The following is a 17,327-nucleotide window of genomic DNA, read 5'->3' on the forward strand; positions in this document are numbered from 1 at the left end:
GCGTGTCAGGTGGAGCTTGGGGAGGGGCGGTGCCATGGGGACGGACCGCGCGGGGCGGTCCGGGAAGTCAGACTCCGAGGGCGGGGAAGACCACGGATTCGACGTAATCGGTGAGGAACGCCTGGTCGACCGAGCGGTCCTCGACCAGCTGCCGGGCGGCGAAAGCGCCGATCAGCATGTGCGGGACGTATTTCAGCGCCGGATTGTCCGGACGCACCTCGCCCCGATCCACGGCTCGGCGCAGCAGCAGGTCGAGGCCGGTCATCTCCGGCTCGACCAGCAGGTCGCGCAGGGCCTGGTGCAGATCGGGATTCTCGTGAATGGCATGGCTCAGGCCCCGCATCAGCGCGGAGTCCTTCTCCATCTGGCAGTCGTCGGAACGGCGGACCGCGGCGTGGAAGTCGCCGCGCAACGACCCGGTGTCGATCTCTTCGAGGGACACCGGCGTGTTGTGCCGCAGGGCCTTGACGACCAGCTCCGGCTTGCTCCCCCACTGGCGGTAGAGGGTGGCCTTGCTGGAACGGGTGCGCGCGGCGACGGCGTCCATGGTCAGGGCGTCGTAACCGACCTCGCGGAGCAGGTCGAGCACGGCGGCGTACAGCTCGCTCTCGCGCTCGGGTGTGAGCCGGGTGCGTGCCACGTGTCGACCTCCTGTTCGGGTTCTCGTACGTCAGTCAATCGAACGAAACTGTTTCGTACACATCGACGATACCCCGCCCGCCCAGCGAAACGAAATCGTTTCGCTTGTGTTCCGCACCACAACCGGTACCGCACCACGAGTTGCCGGGGCCCTCCCGCGCGGAAAGCATTGAAGGGTGAGTGACGACGCCGCGTATCTCCGTTTCCCGCACCTCCACGACGATCTGCTCTGCTTCGCGGCCGAGGACGACCTCTGGGTCGCCCCCCTCGCGCCCGAGGGGCAGCCGCCCGGCCGCGCATGGCGGCTGACCATCGACCGGACCAGGGTCAGCCACCCGCGCTTCTCCCCCGACGGGAGCCGCATCGCGTACACGACCTGGCGCAGCCTCGATCCCGAGATCCATCTCGTCCCGGTCGAGGGCGGCCCGGCCCGCCGGCTCACCTACTGGGGGTCGACGGACGCCCGGGTCTGCGGCTGGACCCCCGATCCCGGGGACGCCGCCCAGATCCTCGCCGTGTCCTCGCACAGCCAGCCCTTCTCGCACGTCTCCTGGGCCTACAGCGTCCCCACCGACGGCAGCCCCGGCGGCAAGCTGCCCTGGGGCCCGGTCTCCGGCATCGACGTCGCCGACATCGACGACGAGCGGCGCACCCTCCTGCTCACCGGCACCCCGCCGCACGAACCCGCCGCCTGGAAGCGCTACCGGGGCGGCGCGACGGGACGGCTGTGGCTGCACGGCAAGCGGCTGCTCCCGGACATCGGCGGCCATCTCGACTCACCGATGTTCGTCGGCGGCCGGATCGCCTTCCTCTCCGACCACGAGGGCGTCGGCAACCTCTACTCCTGCCGCCCCGACGGCGGCGATCTGCGCCGCCACACGGACCACGACGCCTTCTACGCCCGGCACGCCTCCAGCGACGGGCACCGGGTCGTCTACCAGTGCGCGGGCGATCTGTGGCTGGTGGACGACCTGGCGTCGCCGGACGCGGTGCCGCGCAAGCTGTCGGTCCGGCTCGGCGGGCCGCGCACCGGACGCCGCGTCCACCAGGTCCCGGCCGCCAGCAACGTCGACTCGCTGTCCGTGGACGAGACGGGCCGCGCCAGCGCCGTCACCGTGCGCGGCAGCCTGTACTGGCTGACCCACCGCGACGGCCCCGCCCGCACCATCGCCGACACCCCGGGCGTCCGGGTCCGGCTGCCCGAGATGCTCGGCAGCGGCGGCCAGGTCGCCTACGTCACCGACGCCGACGGCGAGGACGCCATCGAGATCGCGTACCTGCCGCGCGCCAGCGGCGACCGCGCGCCGCGCCGGCTGGCCTCCGGGCAGGTCGGCAGGGTGCAGGAGCTGATCGCCGACCCGGACGGCGAACGCCTCGCCATCGCGACGAACGACGGGCGGCTGCTGCTCCTGGACACCGACGAGGAGACCTCCACCGGCGAACCCACCGAGCTGATCCGCTCCATCAACGGCCCGGTCCGCGACCTGGCGTTCTCCCCGGACGGCGCCTGGCTGACCTGGTCGCACCCCGGCATCGGCCGCTCGCTGCGCCAGATCAAGCTGGCCCGCATCCTGGGCACCGGCGCGCCCGTGATCGTCGATGTCACCAACGGCCGCTTCGAGGACGAGAACCCGGTCTTCACGGGCGACGGCCGCTATCTCGCCTTCCTGTCCTGGCGCGGCTTCGACCCGGTGTACGACGTCCACACCGGCGACCTCTCCTTCCCGCTGGGCTGCCGCCCGTACCTGGTGCCGCTCTCCTCCGCCACGCCCTCCCCGTTCGCCCTGTCCCCGGAGGGCCGCCCGGCGGCGGGCGGGCTCGACCCGGCCGACGACACCCCCGACATCGGCACGGGCGAGGGGCCGTCGACGGTCACCGTCGAGTTCGAGGGCCTGGAGAACCGGGTGACGCCCTTCCCGGTCTCCGCGTCGAAGTACTCCGCCCTGCACCCGGTGAGCGGCGGCGGGCTGGTCTGGCTGCGCTGGCCGATCTCCGGCGCGCTCGGCGAGACCTTCGCCAACCCGGCGGACATGTCGGGCCGCCCCACCCTCGAACACTTCAACATCACCAAGGCCAGGAAGACCGAACTGGTCGCCCATCTCGACTGGTTCGCGGTCAGCGGCGACGCGACCCGGCTGGTCGTCATGGACGAGGGCGAGCTGCGCGCCGTGCCCGCCACCGAGACCGGCGACAGCGACACCACCGTCTACCTGGACCTGCGCCGCATCCTGCACGAGGTCGACCCGGCGGCGGAGTGGCGGCAGGCGTACGAGGAGGGCGGCCGCATCATCCGCTCCTACTTCTGGGAACCGGACATGTGCGGCATCGACTGGACGGCGGTGCTCGACCAGTACCGTCCGCTGGTCGAACGGGTCGCCTCCCCCGACGAGTTCGCCGATCTGATGCGCGAGGTCCTGGGCGAACTGGGCACCTCGCACGCGTATGTGACACCGGCCCGCCGCAACGAGGGCCCGCCGCACTACCAGCGGGCGATCGGCCTGCTCGGCGCGAACCTGGTGTGCCGGGACGGCGAGTGGATGATCCGGCGCATTCTGCCGGGCGACTCCTCCGACTCCAAGGCCCGTTCCCCGCTGGCCGGTACGGGCATCCGGGAGGGCGCGGTACTCACCCATGTCGACGGCCGCCCGGTCGATCCGGTGGCCGGACCGTACCCGCTCCTCACGGCGGCGGGCGGCACCACCGTCGAGCTGACCTTCCGCCCGGCCGGGGACGAGGGCCGCCCCCGCCGCGTCGCCGTCGTACCGCTGGTCGACGAACGGCCGCTGCGCTACCAGGACTGGGTGGCCAAACGCCGCGAAGTGGTACGGGAGTTGAGCGGCGGCAAGTGCGGCTATCTGCACATCCCCGACATGGGCGGCTCGGGCTGGGCGCAGTTCAACCGGGACCTGCGCATGGAGGTGTCCCGCCCGGCCCTGATCGTCGACGTGCGCGGCAACGCGGGCGGTCACATCAGCGAGCTGGTGGTCGAGAAGCTGACCCGCCGGATCCTCGGCTGGGACCTGACCCGCAACGCCCAGCCGGTCAGTTACGCCTCCAACGCCCCGCGCGGCCCCGTGGTCGCCCTGGCCGACGAGGCGACCTCCTCCGACGGCGACATGATCACCGCCGCGTTCCGCCTGCTGAAGCTCGGCCCGGTGGTGGGCCAGCGGACCTGGGGCGGAGTGGTCGGCATGACCGGCCGTACCCGGCTGGGCGACGGCACGGTGATCACGGTGCCGATGAACGCGGCCTGGTTCGACACCTACGGCTGGTCGGTCGAGAACCACGGCGTCGAACCGGACCTGGAGGCGCTGCGCACCCCCCTCGACTGGGCGGAGGGCCGGTACGCGGTACTCGACGACGCGGTACAGGTCGCCCTGGACCTGCTGGCCGCCCAGCCGGCGGCCACCCCACCGACGTACGACGACGTCCCGGACCGGCGACGGCCGCCACTGCCGCCGCGGTAGGCCCCCGTCGACAGGCCCCGGCTCGCGCCGGGGCCTGTCGCACACAGCGGCCCGAGTGATCTGGCTCACCCTCTGTCACAGCTCCGATCCACCCGGTGTCTTGATGCCGGAAGCAGGCAACGGAACGGACGGAGACACACCATGAACAAGAACACCGGCGTGGTCGTGATCGGCGGAGGTTACGCGGGCGTCACCGCCGCCAACCGGCTGGCCCGGCAGGCCGACGTGACCGTCACACTCATCAACCCGCGCCCCGACTTCGTCGAGCGCATCCGCCTCCACCAACTGGTCGGTGGAAGCAATGACGCCGTCGTCGACTACGCGGACGTCCTGGCCGGGAACATCCGGCTGGTGGTCGACAGCGTGGCGACGATCGACGCGGCCGGGCGTGGTGTGGAACTGGCGGGCGGCTCCACGGTCGGCTACGACTACCTGATCTACGCGGTGGGCAGCGGCAGCGCCGAACCGGACGTGCCCGGCGCGGCGGAGTTCGCCCACCCGATCGCCACCCTGGAGGAGGCGCGGAGGCTGCGCCCGCTGGTCGACGCGGCACCCGCGACGGCCCCGGTGACCGTGGTCGGATCGGGCCCGACCGGCATAGAGACCGCCGCCGAACTGGCGGAGGAGGGCCGGGCCGTGACCCTGGTCTGCGGCGAGGAGCTCGGCCCGTATCTGCACCCCCGGGGCCGCCGCGCGGTCGCCCGAACCCTCGCCGAACTCGGTGTGACCGTGATCGAGGGCCCCGGCGCACGGGTGGCCGCCGTGACCCGTGATGCCGTACGGCTCGACGACGGCCGCGAACTCCCCAGCCGGGTCACCGTCCGGGCCACCGGATTCAGTGTGCCGGACCTGGCCGCCCGCAGCGGGCTGACCACCGACGCGGTGGGCCGGCTGCTCACCGACGACACGCTGACGAGCGTGGACGACCCGCGCATCGTCGCGGCCGGGGACGCGGCGGCACCGGCCGGCGCGCCGTTCCGGATGAGCTGCCAGGCCGCCGGCCAGCTGGGCTCGCGCGCCGCCCGCACGGTGCTCAGCCGGATCGCGGGCGAGCAACCCGCGCCCCTGAAGGTGCGGTTCGCCGGCCAGTGCATCAGCCTGGGCCGCCGCACCGGGTTCTTCCAGTTCGCCTCGATGGACGACCGCGCGAACCCGCTGTACCTGGGTGGCCGCCCCGGTGCGAAGCTCAAGGAGATCGTCTGCAGGGCCACCGTCAAGCAACTGGTGAACGAGGCGCGCAAGGGCGCCCCGCGCGCCGAACGCGACAAGGCACCGGCCACCGCCGAACAGACGGCCTGAGCGCCACGAGCCGAGCGCTGATCGCCGAGGAGAGGCACGAAGTGAACGACGACCACGCCACCACCGACCCGGCGACCGAGGCCTTCGTCGCCCATCGCAACCTGCTCTTCACCGTCGCCTACGAAATGCTCGGTTCGGCGGCCGACGCGGAGGACGTCCTCCAGGAGACCTGGCTGCGATGGGTCGGAGTCGACCAGGAAAAGGTGCAGGACCAGCGCGCCTACCTGGTCCGGATCACCACCCGGCAGTCGCTCAACCGGCTGCGCGCGCTGTCGCGCCGCAAGGAGGCGTACGTCGGCCCCTGGCTTCCCGAACCGGTGCTCACCGCGCCGGACGTGGCCGAGGACGTCGAACTCGCCGAGAGCGTGTCGATGGCCCTGATGCTCGTCCTGGAAACCCTGTCGCCGACGGAGCGCGCCGTCTTCGTGCTGCGCGAGGTCTTCGCCGTCGACTACGACGAGATCGCCGCCGCCGTCGACAAGACCCCCGCGGCCGTCCGCCAGATCGCCCACCGCGCCCGCCGCCACGTCGACGCCCGCCGTCCCCGCGCGGCGGTCTCGGCGAGCGTGTCCCGGGCGGCGGTGGACTCGTTCCGGCGCGCCCTGGAGACCGGGGACCTCCAGGGCCTGCTCGATGTGCTCGCCCCCGACGTGGTCCTCCTCGGCGACGGCGGCGGCATCAAGCAGGCCGCGCGCCGGCCGATCATCGGCGCCGACAAGGTGGCCCGCTACCTCGTCGGAGGCACCGGCAAGAACACCGCCACGATCACCATCAGCCCCACCCTGGCCAACGGCAACCCTGCGTTCCTGCTGCGCCTGGACGGCGTCATCGACGGCGTCGTGGCCTTCCGGATCGAGGACGCCCACATCACCGGCCTCTACTACGTACGCAACCCGGAGAAGCTGACCCGCGTCGACTCCGAGACCCCGCTCACCCTGCGCTGACCCCCTTCACCGGTCCGTCCCTCGCCGGGGGACGGACCGGGGGCCCGCAGCTCGCACCAGACCGTCTTCCCGTACGGCCGCTGCTCGATCCCCCACCGCAGCGCCAACGCGTCAACGAGCACCAGCCCCCGCCCCGACTCGTCACCGCCGGCCGCGGTACGCAGCGTGGGCCAGGCGCACGGCTCGGGATCGCTCAGTTCGACCCTGACCCTGCCGGTACGCGTACCGCTGACCCGGAGTGTGACCGGCGTCCCCTCCCCGAGATGCACGATCACATTGGTCAGCAACTCGCTGACGCAGAGCAGCAGATCGGGCGAGTCCACACCCCCGCACCGCTCCCGCAGGGTGCGCCGCATCTCCGGTACGGCCTCCGGCACGGCGAGCAGGTCCACCGCGATGGGCAACGGGCTCATCCCCCGGCCGCCGAACGCAACGCCTCGGCCATCCGGCGCGCGGTCGCCAGATTGCAGTTCCCGAGCGAGACCAGCGGCGGCCGGGTCGACCTCGCGGCGAAGGTCAGCGGTTCGACACCGAGCGAGGGCAGGGTGATGCCGTGCGCGGCGAGCGCGGCGCGGAGCGCGTCGATGTCCGGGCCGATGTCGTGGCCGGTGAGGCCGTACGTGTCGTCCATGGGGGGAAGTCCACCTTTCGTTGCTTACTGTGACGAACGACTCACACGCTGCCGCACGGGCCTCTACCGTGAAAGGGCTTCCGGTCCACAAGGCACAGCGCGAAAGGCGGTCAACAGTGGCCACACGCAAGGAGATCGACGGCTCGGCGGGCGTCCCGCAGTTCTACGGCAAGGAACTCCGCTTCAAGCGGGAGGAGGCGGGCCTGACCCTGGAGAAGCTGGTGGACGGCAGCTTCTACGGCATCACGTACCTGAGCGAGATCGAGCACGGCCACCGCCGGATGCCCGAGGATCTGGCCCAGCACGTGGACCGGGTGCTGGGGACGGACGGGTTCTTCGGACGGCGGTGCGGGGACGTGCGGAAGGCCCGGCGCAAGGGGCACGCGGAGTACTTCGAGCGCGTGCTGGACGCGGAGAGGCATGCCGAGACCATCGAGCAGTGGTCGCCGACGGTCTTCCCCGGCCTGCTCCAAACAGAGCCTTACGCACGTTCCTTGTTCCACGTCGAACGGACTCTGGACCTGCCGGAAGAGATCGATGCCAAGGTCGATGCGCGGCTGGCGCGGGCGCAACTCTTCGAGAAGAACCACCGGACCCCGCAGTACTGGAACATTCTGAGCGAGTCCCTGCTGCGCCTGCCAATCGTGCCGTCGCAGCAGATGGCCGAGCAGCTCAATCACATCGCCGAGCTCACCAAGCGCGGCCGGATCTTTACGCAGATCATTCCGTGGAACGCGGGAGCGCACCCCCTCATGCAGGGCAACGCCCTGATTCTGGACTTCGCGGACGCCCCGCCATTCGCCTACACGGAGGGCCAGCACCATGGAGTTTCCGTCGACGATCCGGGCCTCGTGAAGCAGTATCGGAGGTCGTACGATCTGCTGAGGGCCACCGCCTTGCCGCCGGAGGTGTCCCTCGCAATGATCGAGAAAGCGGCAGAGGAATTCCGAAATGGCGTGCACCCCAATCGACTTGAACACCGCGATCTGGCGTAGGAGCAGCCACAGCAACACCTCCGGCGGCGACTGCCTCGAAGTCGCGGACGGCCACCAGGGCCTCGTCCCCGTCCGCGACTCCAAGCGCCCAGAAGGACCCGTGCTCGTCATCCCCGCGTCCGCGTGGGCGCCGTTCGTCGAGGCCGTCAAGGCCGCTTGACTCGTTCCCTGGCCCAGAGGCTGGGGAGCGAACCGGAATCAGGGCATGATCGGTGCATGACACTGCCTGGGGGTCCGGGACAGGACTACGAAGTCGTCATCAGCGGATCCGGCCTCGCCGGCAGCGCCGCCGCGATCCTGCTCGCTCGACGCGGCGTCCGCGTCGCGCTGCTGGAGCGCCGCTCGGACCCCGAGGCGTACAAGGTGCTCTGCACCCACTCCATCACGGCCAACGCCTACCCGGTGCTGGACGAACTCGGCCTCGTACCCGCTCTTGAGAAGGCGGGAGCCCTTCGTAACGATGCGCGCTGGCACACCCGTTGGGGATGGATCGAGCCGAACGCCCCGTCGGACGGCCCCGAGCTGCCGCACGGGTACAACGTGCGGCGCAGCACCCTCGATCCGTTGATCAGGTCCCGTGCGGTGGAGACGCCCGGCGTCGATCTGCTGCTCGGCCACCGTGTGACCGGGCTCGTCCGGGAAGCCGGGCGGACCGTGGGGGTGCGGGCGTCGACGCCGCAGGGCGAGCGCGAGATCCGGGCCCGCCTGGTGGTCGGGGCCGATGGCAAGGACTCGGCCGTGGCGAAGCTCGCCGGGGTGCCCACCAGGCAGTACGAGAACGGGCGGTTCGGCTATCTCGCGCACTTCCGCGGTCTTCCGCTGCCCGGCGGAATCGGCCAGGCGTGGTTCCTCGACCCCGACATGGCGTACGCGTTCCCGAACGACGACGGCGTGACGGTCCTCGCGGCGCTCCCGGACAAGAAGTGGCTGCCGGCCTTCAAGGAGGACCTGGAGGGCAGCTTCCTCGAATTCTTCCGCGCTCTGCCCGAGGCGCCGCCCGTCGACTCCGCCGAGCGCGTGTCGAAGATCATCGGCACGGTCGACTACCCGCTCCACACCCGCAGGCCGACCGCACCGGGCGTCGCGCTCATCGGCGACGCCGCCCTGACCAGTGACCCGCTGTGGGGCGTGGGATGCGGGTGGGCCCTGCAGACCGCGCAATGGCTGGCCGATGCGGTCGCACCGGCCGCGACCGGGCTGCGGGAAGACCTCGACGCGTCCCTCACGGCGTACGCGCGCACGCACCGGCGCCGGCTGACCGGTCACCAGCAGCTGGCCGCCGACTATGCCAAGTCCCGTCCGTTCAAGGCCATGGAACGGCTGATGTTCTCCGCCGCGGCGCGCGACACAGCGCTGGCGCGGCACATGTACCTGTTCGCGGCCCGCCTGATCGGTCCGCTGCGATTCCTGAGCCCCGTGGCAGTGGTCAAGGCTCTGGCCGTCAATGTCAGGAGGCGTTCATACTGAGCCTGCCCTGGTCGTCGATGACCTCGACCGTGACGGTCTTGTCGTTGTAACCGACCAGGACCCTGCAGTCGAACTTGTTGCCCTTCTCGGCCTCCATGGCCGTCGGGCACTCCACCCCGTCCCTGGACACGTCCTTCGGCCCCCGCGCGGCCCGGGCGGCCTGCAGTTCCACCGCTTCCTGGTCCAGCAGCCGCGGCGGGTGGAACGCTTCGGGATCGGTGTTCATCACCTTGATCGTCACGGTGAGGGCGCACCCGGCGACGATGACGGCCGAGAGCGTTATGAGAAAGCGCGCGAACTTCCCTTGATCGGTCACGCATGGTTCCTACCGGCTCCATGGTCGCAGAGACAAGTGCGCTTCCGCGATCAACACCAATTCCTTCCGGATCCCGGCCACTTGGCTCGCACCGCACCGAGAGCGTCAACTCCTCGCGCGTGGGGCCCGGATACCCCACTATTTAAGGCAACGGCAGGAAGAACCGGGGGGAATCCGCATGCCGCGATGGAAAGAGCTGCCCACCGAGCTGCCCAGCAGCGAACGCCAACTTCTCGTCCAGTTACGCAGACTGAAGGACCACAGCGGCCTGAGCCTGGCCGCGCTCTCGACCCGGACCAGCTACAGCCGTTCCTCGTGGGAACGGTATCTGAACGGCAAGAAGCCCGTGCCGCGCAAGGCGGTCGAGGAGCTGGCGCAGGTCTCCGGTACGGACCCGACGCGGCTCGTCGTGCTGTACGAGGTCGCCGAGCGGGCCCGTACCGAGGAAGCCGCCGCACGGCCTGACCAGCCGACGCGGGAGCAGGACCGGGAACGGGACCAGCAGGAGCAGGACGAACAGGAGCAGGAGCCGCCCCGGGCGGGGCGCACCGTGCCGCTGAAGTGGACGCTCGGGGCGGTGGCGCTGGCCGTCGCCGTTTCCTTCGGGGGCGGGCTGCTGGTCGCGGGGGCGTGGGACGACGACGCCACGGCGGAGAAGGCCGGTGCCGTGGCCGCCGGGACCGGGTATCTGCGCGGGCAGACCTACACCTGCGACGTACGGCGCAAGGGCGGCGAGCTGCGGGCGGGACACAGCGGCACCCGCGAGATGCTGCTCGACATCAACAGCACCGGGTTCGACGTGGTGGAGGCCCAGTGCCTGCTGCGCGAGAAGGGTTTCAGCCCCGGCGTCTTCGACGGGCTGTACGACGAGCGCACCAAGGGCGCCGCCAAGAGGTTCCAGGGCGCACGCCACCTGGTCATGGACGGCATCATCGGCCCGGACACCTGGCGGGAGCTGCGCCGATGACGGTCTCCGTCGTGAGCGGCCAACTGGCAGAGCGGCTAAGGGAGATCAGGGAGCGGTCCGGGCTGAGCCTCGCCGCGCTGGCGGCCCGTACCCCGTACAGCAAGTCGTCCTGGGAGCGCTATCTCAACGGCAAGAAGCCCGCGCCGCGCCAGGCGGTCGAGGCGCTGTGCGAGCTGACCGGGACGCCGGCCGGCCGGCTGCTGGCGCTCTGGGAGCTGGCGGACGCCGAGTGGAGCGGCCGGGCCCGGCCCGTACCCGTACCCGTACCGGAGGAACTGGACCGGCCCGCCACCGAGCGGCCCGCCACCGTCTCCCGCTCGGGCGTGCGGTGGTGGGTGGTCGCCATGACCGTGGCCGGGGTGGCGGTGGCCTGCCTGGCCGTGGTCGCGTTCCTGGACGGAAGCCCGGACGGGCGGGCCCGCGCCGCCACGGAACCGCTCGTGCGCAACCCGGGCTGCCGGGCCGCCGGTTGTGAGGGCCGGAGCCCCGTGGCGATGGGCTGCGGCGGGGCCGGGATGATCACCACCCTCGCCACCCACACCGCGTCCGGCGGACGGCGCCTGGAACTGCGCCACGCCCAGCTCTGCCACACCGTGTGGGTGCGGACCACCGGGCTGCTGCCGGGCGACCGGGTCGAACTGTCACTCCCGACCGGGCACACCCAGCAGGTCACGGCCGAAGGGCGCCGCGACGCCGGGCAGTATCTGGCGACACCGATGGCCGCCGGTGACAGCAAAGCGGGCGCCAGGATCTGCCTGGAGGTTCCGGGCAGCCGCCCCGAGTGCTTCACCGGCTGACCGGCCCCGGACGAACGGACCGTACGCGCCGGGGACGGCACACCCCGCCCCCGGCGCGTACGACGGACTCAGGAGTTGCAGTACCGCGCCAGCGCGGCCTTGGTCCCCGGACCGGCGACGCCGTCGATCCCGCCCGTGTAGCCCCAGTTGGCCTTCAGCCAGCGCTGGATCGCCTTCACCGTGTTGGGGCCGACGATCCCGTCGATGCCGTCGTTGTAACCCCACTGCTTCAGGAAGCGCTGCATCGCCTTCCAGCTGTCCGGGCCGAGCTGCCCGTCGATGGCACCCTTGTAGCCCCAGTTGGCCTTCAGGTCGCGCTGGAGCTTCTTGGCCTGCGTGGCGTTGAGGCCGAGGTTGACGATCGCCTGCGGGGTGACGGCCGTGGCGCTCGCCGCCGCGTTCGTCGGCCGACCGGTCGCCGCGAAGCCGGTACCCGCGGCCGCCACGCCCCCACCGGCGATCGCGATGGCGGTGGTGACGCCGACGAACGCCCTCGTCATGGTTCGCATTCTGTTCCCTCCCCGAAGTTCGAACCGGCCCCGTCGGCCGGCTCCGCAACCACATTGCGGGGCGGGGCGAAGGGGCTGCCAGGGCCGCCGGGGAAGTGACGCGCTCGGGGGACGTCCCACACTGTGACCTGCGAAGACGTCGTCCGTGGTGAGGGTGGGGCGGGACAGTGGGACGGTGGGACGCGGACGGTGTCGGGAGGAGCCCGCATCGCGTCGGAGCCGGCCGCTGCATAAGCTGGCCGATTCGACGACTGCGGGAGTGGAAGACATGGGCGACCGGGACACGGACCTGTTCGGCGACAACCTCACGTACGACGACATCAGGGCCGCCACCGAACGGACCGCAGGACACATCCGCCCGGTCACGGTCACACCCGTCGCATCCGGCGCAGCGGACACGGTCCGCGCGGGGTCCGAGGAGTCCTACGAGCTCTGGTACGCACTGGAGTTCATGCAGCACACCGGCTCCTTCAAGGCGCGCGGCGCACAGAACTTCGTCCAGGCCCACCGCGAGGCGGGCACCCTGCCGGACGCGGGGGTGACCATCGCCTCCGGTGGCAACGCCGGGCTGGCCTGCGCGTGGGCCGCCCAGCAGCAGGGCGTACGGGCCACGGTGTTCCTGCCGAGCACCGCCCCGGCGGTGAAGATCGCCAAGCTGCGCGGCTACGGGGCGGACGTGCGGCTGGTCGGCGCGGAGTACGCCGAGGCCCTGGAGGCGTGCGAGGAGTTCGCCGCCTCGTCCGGCGCGCTCACCTCGCACGCCTACGACCACGCGCTGATCGCCGCCGGGGCCGGCACCCTGCTGGAGGAGATCCACGCCCGGATCCCCGGTCTGGACACCGTGGTGGTCTCGGTCGGTGGCGGCGGTCTGTTCGCCGGCGTCGCCACCGCCGCCCGGCACCACGGCATCCGCACGGTCGCCGTCGAGCCGGAGAACTGCCGGGCGCTGAACGCCGCCCTGGAGGCCGGTGGCCCGGTCGACGTCCCCGTCGAATCGGTCGCCATCGACTCCCTCGGCGCCCGGCGGGCCACCGCCCTGGCCCTGCGCGCCGCACGCGAGAACGACATCCGCTCCGTGCTGGTGCCGGACGTCGAAATCGTCCGCGCCCGCCAGGCGCTGTGGGACCACCGCCGCGTCGCCGTCGAGCACGCCGCCGCCACCGCACTGGCCACGCTCACCGCGCCGTGCGACGGCTACCGGCCGCGCGAAGGCGAGCGGATCGCCGTGGTGCTGTGCGGGGCGAACACCGACCCGAGCGACCTGGTGCACCCGGCCGCGAACCAGGACTGAGACCGGGACCGGGACCGGGGCCGGGACCACCGGGGCCAAAACCGAAACCACCGGGGCCGGGCCCGGAACCGCCGGAGTCGGGGCCAGGACCGCCGGACCCCGGCCCGCGCCAGGCGGAAGGGGCGCGCCCGGAGATCCGGGCGCGCCCCTCACGGACAACGCGCAGTGTCGCGGAGGCCGGTCAGCGCTCGCGACGCTCGCGGAGCTCGTCCGTGGCGCCCCGGGCCTTGTCACGGCCCTGCTGCGACGTCTTCGAGGCCCGCTCGGACGCGCTCTGCGTCCGCTCCCGGCCCTCGGTGCTCATCCGCTCCTGGCCCTTGTTCCGGCCTTCCCCGGCCTTCTTCTTGGCCTCGTCGGCGAGCTGCTGCGCCTTGTCCTTGAACTGGTCTGCAATACCCATGCTGTTCACTCCTAGTGGATGCTTGGGGGCGGTCCGTGAGGACCTCGTTCAGCGTCGCAGGACCCGGCATCCACCGCATGTCGATCACTTACGCTGCGTAGTCGCCGCCCTCGCGTCCTGGTCAGCGGCGCCTCCGGCGCCCACGAGGCCCTTGCTCACGCTGTCCAGCCGCGATCCGAACCTGCGGACCTCCCGCTGGCCGACGACGCCTATCAGCGAGGGCAGGTATCCCCGTACGGACTGCATCCCGCGCAGCCACCACTGCGCGTACACGTGCGGGGACCGGCGCTCGACACCGGCGACGATCCGGTCGACGGCGGGGCCCAGCGGGTACGTGCGGTTCGCCGGCCAGGGCAGCCGCTGGCGCAGTTCGCGCATCACGTCGTCCTGGTCGGCGCCCCGCACCATGTCCGTGTCGGTCCAGGACAGGTAGCCGACCCCGACCTTCACGCCCCGGTGGGCGACCTCGGCCCGCAGGCTGTGCGCGAACGCCTCCACGCCCGACTTGGACGCGCAGTACGCGGTCATCATCGGCGCCGGCGTCATCGCCGCGAGCGAGGCGATCTGGAGGAAGTAGCCGCGGCTCTCCATCAGCACCGGCAGGAACGCCCGCCCGGTCACCGCGCCGCCGATCAGGTTGACCTCGATGACCCGGCGCCACGCCTCCGGGTCCGAGTCGACGAACGGTCCGCCCGCGGCGACCCCGGCGTTGGCGACGACGACATCGATCTTCCCGAACCGCTTCTTGACCTCCTGGGCGACCCGCGCCATCGCCTCGTGGTCGGTGACGTCCGCGAACCAGTGGTCGCTCTCCGAGTGCAGCCGCTCGGAGACCTTCTTCAGCTCGTCCGGCTCCAGCCCGACCAGCGCGAGTTTCGCGCCGCGCGCCGAGAGCTTGCGGGCCAGCAGTTCGCCCACGCCGCGCGCCGCGCCCGTGACGACGACGACCTGTCCTTCGAGACTCCGCCTGCCGCTCATGCGACCTCCTCCTTCTCGGCCGTACCCGTGCCCGCACTCGAATCCGTCTTCGTGCCCGCGTCCGCACCCGCCGGGAGGTACGCGGCGGCCAGCTCCCGGAGCTTCGCCGTGACCGCCTCCGGTGCCTCCACCGGCGTCATGTGGCCCAGGCCCGTCAGCTCGGTGAGCCCCAGGCCGTCGGGGAGCGCGGCCGCGATCGCGCGTGCGTGCCCGATCGGGGTGAGCCGGTCCGCCGTACCCGCGATCACCGCCGTGGGCACCCGCAACTCCCGTACGCCCGCGTCGAGATCGAGGTCCGCGAGGACCCGCCCCCAGGCGGCCCGGGCCTTCCTCGGGCAGGCGTGCACGATCCGGGCGCAGGTCTCCACCCGCTCCGGGGCCGACCCCGCTCCCATCGTGGCGTACTTGAGCACCCGCCGGGTAATCGGCGTGACCGGCCCCAGCGGGGCCGACGCCACGAGGATTCCCCGGGTCATCCGGGTCCGCACCGCCCCGGCCCGCATCGGGACCACCACCGACTCGGCGGGCAGCCGCGAACTCCCGGTGCTGCACAGCAGTACGGCGGCCGCGTGCTCACGCAGACCGGCCCGCCGGGCGGCGGCCATGATCGTCATGCCGCCCATGGAGTGCCCGCCGAGGACGGCCCTCTCACCCGGTTCCAGGGTGGCGGCCAGCACCGCTTCGAGGTCGTCGGCGAGGGCGTCGGTGCTGCATTCCCCGGGGGCGACCGCGGGCGATGCGCCGTGGCCGCGCTGGTCGTAGACGACGACCCGGTGGTCCGCCGCGAGGCCCCTGATCTGCGCGTCCCAGAAGCGGGTGCTGCATGTCCAGCCGTGCGCGAGGACCACGGCGGGGGCGCCGACGCGCCCGTGCACCTCTACGTGGATGCGGGCGCCGTCGGCGGAGCGCACGGTGAGTTCGCGCGCGGGGACCGGAGGGGCGCCGTCGCGCCGCAGCAGCCGGCTCATCCCACGACCTCCTCGGCGACGGCCTTCCCGGACCCCTTCGCGGCGGCGGCCTTCCTCGGTAGCCGTACGACCTCGTACTCCGAGAGGTCGACCGACCGCGTCGCCTTGCGGAATTCGGCGGTGGTGCCCGGCCAGACCGTGGTGTTGCGCCCGTTGGCGTCCAGGTACCAGCTGTTGCAGCCCCCGGTGTTCCACACGGTGCGCTTCATCCGCTCCTGGACGCGGCGGTTCCAGGACCCGACCGCCGAGGTCCGCGCGTCGAGCGCGACGCGCCCGCCCAGCACGTTCAGCTGGCGCAGGTAGTCGGCCATGTAGTTCAGCTGGGACTCGATCATCAGGATCATCGAGGAGTTCCCGAGCCCGGTGTTGGGGCCGATGATCGTCATCCAGTTGGGGAAGCCCGCGGCGCTGGCGCCGCGCAGCGCCTGCATGCCGTCCTTCCACGACTCGGTGAGCGTGATGCCGTCCGCGCCCACCACCCGCTCGGCGATCGGCATGTCGGTGACGTGGAAGCCGGTGCCGAAGATGATCGCGTCGACCTCGGTCTCCGTACCGTCGGAGGCGACCAGCGTGGAACCGCGCACCTCGGCCAGGCCGGAGGCGACCACGTCCACATTGGGCTGGGCGAGCGCCGGATAGTAGGCGCTGGAGAGCAGGATGCGCTTGCAGCCGATGCGGTACGAGGGGGTCAGCTTGGCCCTCAGCTCCGGGTCCTTGATCGCCCGCGCCATGTTGGCCTTGGCTATCCTCTCGACCAGGCCCAGCTCACCCGGGTGCTTGGTGAAGGCGCTGACCTGCAACTCCCTTATGCCCCAGAGCAGTCCGCGGCGGGCCGTGCCGGTGACCGGCAGGGCGCGGTGCAGCCAGCGCTCGGCGCCGCTGATCTTCCGGTCCATACGCGGCATGACCCAGGGCGGGGTGCGTTGGAAGAGCGTGAGGCTGCCGACCTTCGGCTGGATCGCGGGCACGATCTGGATGGCGGAGGCGCCGGTGCCGATCACGGCGACGCGCTTGCCGGCCAGATCGGCGTCGTGGTCCCAGCGGGCCGAGTGGAAGACCTTGCCGGGGAAGTCGGCGAGACCCGGTATGTCCGGCGTCTTCGGGTCGGAGAGCGGACCGGTCGCGGAGACCACGACATCGGCCGTGAAGCGGGCCCCGTTCGCCGTCTCGATGACCCAGTGCAGTTCCTCGCGCTCCCAGCGCATAATCGTCACTTCATGGCTCAGCCGGAGGTGCGGGCGCAGCCCGAAGGTGTCCGCGACGTGCTCCAGGTAGGCGCGGATGTGCTCCTGCCCGGAGAAGGTGCGCGGCCACTCGGGGTTGGGTGCGAACGAGAACGAGTAGAGGTGGGACGGTACGTCGCAGGCGCAGCCCGGATAGCTGTTGTCGCGCCAGGTGCCACCGACGGAATCGGCCCGCTCCAGGACGACGAAGTCCGTGATGCCTTCGCGGCGCAGCCGGACCGCGGCCCCGAGGCCCCCGAATCCGGATCCGATCACCGCCACTCGTACGTGCTCGTGCTGGGCCATGCTGCCGCCTCCCGCGGTACGTCACACGACTCTGCCAGCAATCACTGGCATTGTTGGGAGAGTAGAGCAGCTCCGTACTGATGGGTAGGGGTACGGCAAGGGAAAGTTACCGGCGGTACAACAAGCGGCG

Annotated in this window: 18 protein-coding genes; 9 read left to right on the top strand and 9 right to left on the bottom strand. The window is 71.6% G+C overall.

What is annotated here, in order from left to right:
- Positions 1-67: 67 nt before the first annotated feature.
- Positions 68-640: a TetR/AcrR family transcriptional regulator gene (locus ACFVH0_RS05755; RefSeq protein ID WP_385818205.1), complete on the bottom strand. Its 573-nt coding sequence runs from the start codon at positions 638-640 to the stop codon at positions 68-70.
- A 175-nt stretch (positions 641-815) separates the two neighbouring features.
- On the opposite strand from ACFVH0_RS05755, the gene ACFVH0_RS05760 reads away from it, so the two are divergent.
- The 3 genes from ACFVH0_RS05760 (at position 816) to ACFVH0_RS05770 (ending at position 6,349) form a co-directional block, all read left to right on the top strand.
- Positions 816-4,106, top strand: coding sequence for a S41 family peptidase (locus ACFVH0_RS05760; protein WP_385818206.1), 3,291 nt, complete (start codon positions 816-818; stop codon positions 4,104-4,106).
- A 141-nt stretch (positions 4,107-4,247) separates the two neighbouring features.
- Positions 4,248-5,405 carry an NAD(P)/FAD-dependent oxidoreductase gene (locus ACFVH0_RS05765; protein WP_385818207.1) on the top strand — a complete coding sequence of 386 codons (1,158 nt, stop codon included), beginning with the start codon at positions 4,248-4,250 and terminating at the stop codon, positions 5,403-5,405.
- Between the two features lie 41 nt (positions 5,406-5,446).
- The gene (locus tag ACFVH0_RS05770; RefSeq protein WP_385818208.1) at positions 5,447-6,349 is read left to right on the top strand and encodes an RNA polymerase sigma-70 factor; all 903 of its coding nucleotides are present in this window, start codon (positions 5,447-5,449) and stop codon (positions 6,347-6,349) included.
- Here the strand turns inward: ACFVH0_RS05770 and ACFVH0_RS05775 are convergent.
- Positions 6,286-6,762, bottom strand: coding sequence for an ATP-binding protein (locus ACFVH0_RS05775; protein ID WP_385818209.1), 477 nt, complete (start codon positions 6,760-6,762; stop codon positions 6,286-6,288). The two genes, ACFVH0_RS05770 and ACFVH0_RS05775, sit on opposite strands and share 64 nt — an antisense overlap.
- Positions 6,759-6,980: a hypothetical protein gene (locus ACFVH0_RS05780; RefSeq protein WP_385818210.1), complete on the bottom strand. Its 222-nt coding sequence runs from the start codon at positions 6,978-6,980 to the stop codon at positions 6,759-6,761. The genes ACFVH0_RS05775 and ACFVH0_RS05780 overlap by 4 nt, the downstream gene beginning before the upstream one ends.
- 116 nt (positions 6,981-7,096) lie before the next feature.
- Here ACFVH0_RS05780 and ACFVH0_RS05785 point away from each other — a divergent pair, with 116 nt between their 5' ends.
- Genes ACFVH0_RS05785 through ACFVH0_RS05795 form a run of 3 tightly spaced genes read left to right on the top strand, consistent with a single transcriptional unit; the run spans position 7,097 to position 9,442 of the window.
- Positions 7,097-7,975 (top strand): helix-turn-helix domain-containing protein, encoded by an 879-nt coding sequence (locus tag ACFVH0_RS05785; RefSeq protein WP_385818211.1) that lies wholly within the window; start codon positions 7,097-7,099, stop codon positions 7,973-7,975.
- Positions 7,932-8,135, top strand: a complete 204-nt coding sequence (locus tag ACFVH0_RS05790) for a DUF397 domain-containing protein (RefSeq protein ID WP_385818212.1) — start codon at positions 7,932-7,934, stop codon at positions 8,133-8,135. Before ACFVH0_RS05785 ends, ACFVH0_RS05790 begins: the two co-directional genes overlap by 44 nt.
- A gap of 56 nt (positions 8,136-8,191) precedes the next feature.
- The gene (locus ACFVH0_RS05795; protein ID WP_385818213.1) at positions 8,192-9,442 is read left to right on the top strand and encodes an NAD(P)/FAD-dependent oxidoreductase; all 1,251 of its coding nucleotides are present in this window, start codon (positions 8,192-8,194) and stop codon (positions 9,440-9,442) included.
- Here ACFVH0_RS05795 and ACFVH0_RS05800 read toward each other — a convergent pair.
- Positions 9,423-9,758, bottom strand: coding sequence for a DUF4333 domain-containing protein (locus tag ACFVH0_RS05800; RefSeq protein WP_385818214.1), 336 nt, complete (start codon positions 9,756-9,758; stop codon positions 9,423-9,425). The genes ACFVH0_RS05795 and ACFVH0_RS05800 overlap by 20 nt on opposite strands.
- 178 nt (positions 9,759-9,936) lie before the next feature.
- Here ACFVH0_RS05800 and ACFVH0_RS05805 point away from each other — a divergent pair, with 178 nt between their 5' ends.
- Together ACFVH0_RS05805 and ACFVH0_RS05810 are read left to right on the top strand one after the other, a co-directional pair.
- Complete coding sequence (locus tag ACFVH0_RS05805) at positions 9,937-10,725, top strand: helix-turn-helix domain-containing protein (RefSeq protein ID WP_385818215.1); 789 nt, start codon at positions 9,937-9,939, stop codon at positions 10,723-10,725.
- On the top strand, positions 10,722-11,522 hold the full coding sequence (locus ACFVH0_RS05810) for a helix-turn-helix domain-containing protein (RefSeq protein ID WP_385818216.1): 801 nt from the start codon (positions 10,722-10,724) through the stop codon (positions 11,520-11,522). The genes ACFVH0_RS05805 and ACFVH0_RS05810 overlap by 4 nt, the downstream gene beginning before the upstream one ends.
- A gap of 68 nt (positions 11,523-11,590) precedes the next feature.
- Here ACFVH0_RS05810 and ACFVH0_RS05815 read toward each other — a convergent pair whose 3' ends face one another.
- On the bottom strand, positions 11,591-12,031 hold the full coding sequence (locus tag ACFVH0_RS05815) for a peptidoglycan-binding domain-containing protein (protein WP_385818217.1): 441 nt from the start codon (positions 12,029-12,031) through the stop codon (positions 11,591-11,593).
- Between the two features lie 268 nt (positions 12,032-12,299).
- On the opposite strand from ACFVH0_RS05815, the gene ACFVH0_RS05820 reads away from it, so the two are divergent.
- Positions 12,300-13,322 (top strand): serine/threonine dehydratase, encoded by a 1,023-nt coding sequence (locus ACFVH0_RS05820; protein WP_385818218.1) that lies wholly within the window; start codon positions 12,300-12,302, stop codon positions 13,320-13,322.
- Positions 13,323-13,503: 181 nt separating this feature from the next.
- On the opposite strand, the gene ACFVH0_RS05825 is transcribed toward ACFVH0_RS05820, so the two are convergent.
- The 4 genes from ACFVH0_RS05825 to ACFVH0_RS05840 all read right to left on the bottom strand — a co-directional run bounded on the left by ACFVH0_RS05825 (position 13,504) and on the right by ACFVH0_RS05840 (position 17,197).
- Positions 13,504-13,722 (bottom strand): hypothetical protein, encoded by a 219-nt coding sequence (locus ACFVH0_RS05825; protein WP_385818220.1) that lies wholly within the window; start codon positions 13,720-13,722, stop codon positions 13,504-13,506.
- An 84-nt stretch (positions 13,723-13,806) separates the two neighbouring features.
- On the bottom strand, positions 13,807-14,700 hold the full coding sequence (locus ACFVH0_RS05830) for an SDR family oxidoreductase (RefSeq protein ID WP_385818221.1): 894 nt from the start codon (positions 14,698-14,700) through the stop codon (positions 13,807-13,809).
- Positions 14,697-15,668, bottom strand: a complete 972-nt coding sequence (locus ACFVH0_RS05835) for an alpha/beta fold hydrolase (protein ID WP_385818222.1) — start codon at positions 15,666-15,668, stop codon at positions 14,697-14,699. Before ACFVH0_RS05835 ends, ACFVH0_RS05830 begins: the two co-directional genes overlap by 4 nt.
- Complete coding sequence (locus ACFVH0_RS05840; RefSeq protein WP_385818223.1) at positions 15,665-17,197, bottom strand: flavin-containing monooxygenase; 1,533 nt, start codon at positions 17,195-17,197, stop codon at positions 15,665-15,667. Before ACFVH0_RS05840 ends, ACFVH0_RS05835 begins: the two co-directional genes overlap by 4 nt.
- Positions 17,198-17,327 lie beyond the last annotated feature (130 nt).

The organism is Streptomyces sp. NPDC127117, from assembly GCF_042677325.1.
Lineage (GTDB): Bacteria > Actinomycetota > Actinomycetes > Streptomycetales > Streptomycetaceae > Streptomyces.

Excerpts from the sequence above, each read along its gene's own strand:
- ACFVH0_RS05805 (WP_385818215.1), top strand. The coding sequence starts at position 9,937 with ATGCCGCGATGGAAAGAGCTGCCCACCGAGCTGCCCAGCAGCGAACGC.
- ACFVH0_RS05795 (WP_385818213.1), top strand. The coding sequence starts at position 8,192 with ATGACACTGCCTGGGGGTCCGGGACAGGACTACGAAGTCGTCATCAGC.
- ACFVH0_RS05820 (WP_385818218.1), top strand. The coding sequence starts at position 12,300 with ATGGGCGACCGGGACACGGACCTGTTCGGCGACAACCTCACGTACGAC.
- ACFVH0_RS05830 (WP_385818221.1), bottom strand. The coding sequence starts at position 14,700 with ATGAGCGGCAGGCGGAGTCTCGAAGGACAGGTCGTCGTCGTCACGGGC.
- ACFVH0_RS05810 (WP_385818216.1), top strand. The coding sequence starts at position 10,722 with ATGACGGTCTCCGTCGTGAGCGGCCAACTGGCAGAGCGGCTAAGGGAG.
- ACFVH0_RS05780 (WP_385818210.1), bottom strand. The coding sequence starts at position 6,980 with ATGGACGACACGTACGGCCTCACCGGCCACGACATCGGCCCGGACATC.
- ACFVH0_RS05825 (WP_385818220.1), bottom strand. The coding sequence starts at position 13,722 with ATGGGTATTGCAGACCAGTTCAAGGACAAGGCGCAGCAGCTCGCCGAC.
- ACFVH0_RS05840 (WP_385818223.1), bottom strand. The coding sequence starts at position 17,197 with ATGGCCCAGCACGAGCACGTACGAGTGGCGGTGATCGGATCCGGATTC.
- ACFVH0_RS05790 (WP_385818212.1), top strand. The coding sequence starts at position 7,932 with ATGGCGTGCACCCCAATCGACTTGAACACCGCGATCTGGCGTAGGAGC.
- ACFVH0_RS05835 (WP_385818222.1), bottom strand. The coding sequence starts at position 15,668 with ATGAGCCGGCTGCTGCGGCGCGACGGCGCCCCTCCGGTCCCCGCGCGC.
- ACFVH0_RS05775 (WP_385818209.1), bottom strand. The coding sequence starts at position 6,762 with ATGAGCCCGTTGCCCATCGCGGTGGACCTGCTCGCCGTGCCGGAGGCC.
- ACFVH0_RS05765 (WP_385818207.1), top strand. The coding sequence starts at position 4,248 with ATGAACAAGAACACCGGCGTGGTCGTGATCGGCGGAGGTTACGCGGGC.
- ACFVH0_RS05815 (WP_385818217.1), bottom strand. The coding sequence starts at position 12,031 with ATGCGAACCATGACGAGGGCGTTCGTCGGCGTCACCACCGCCATCGCG.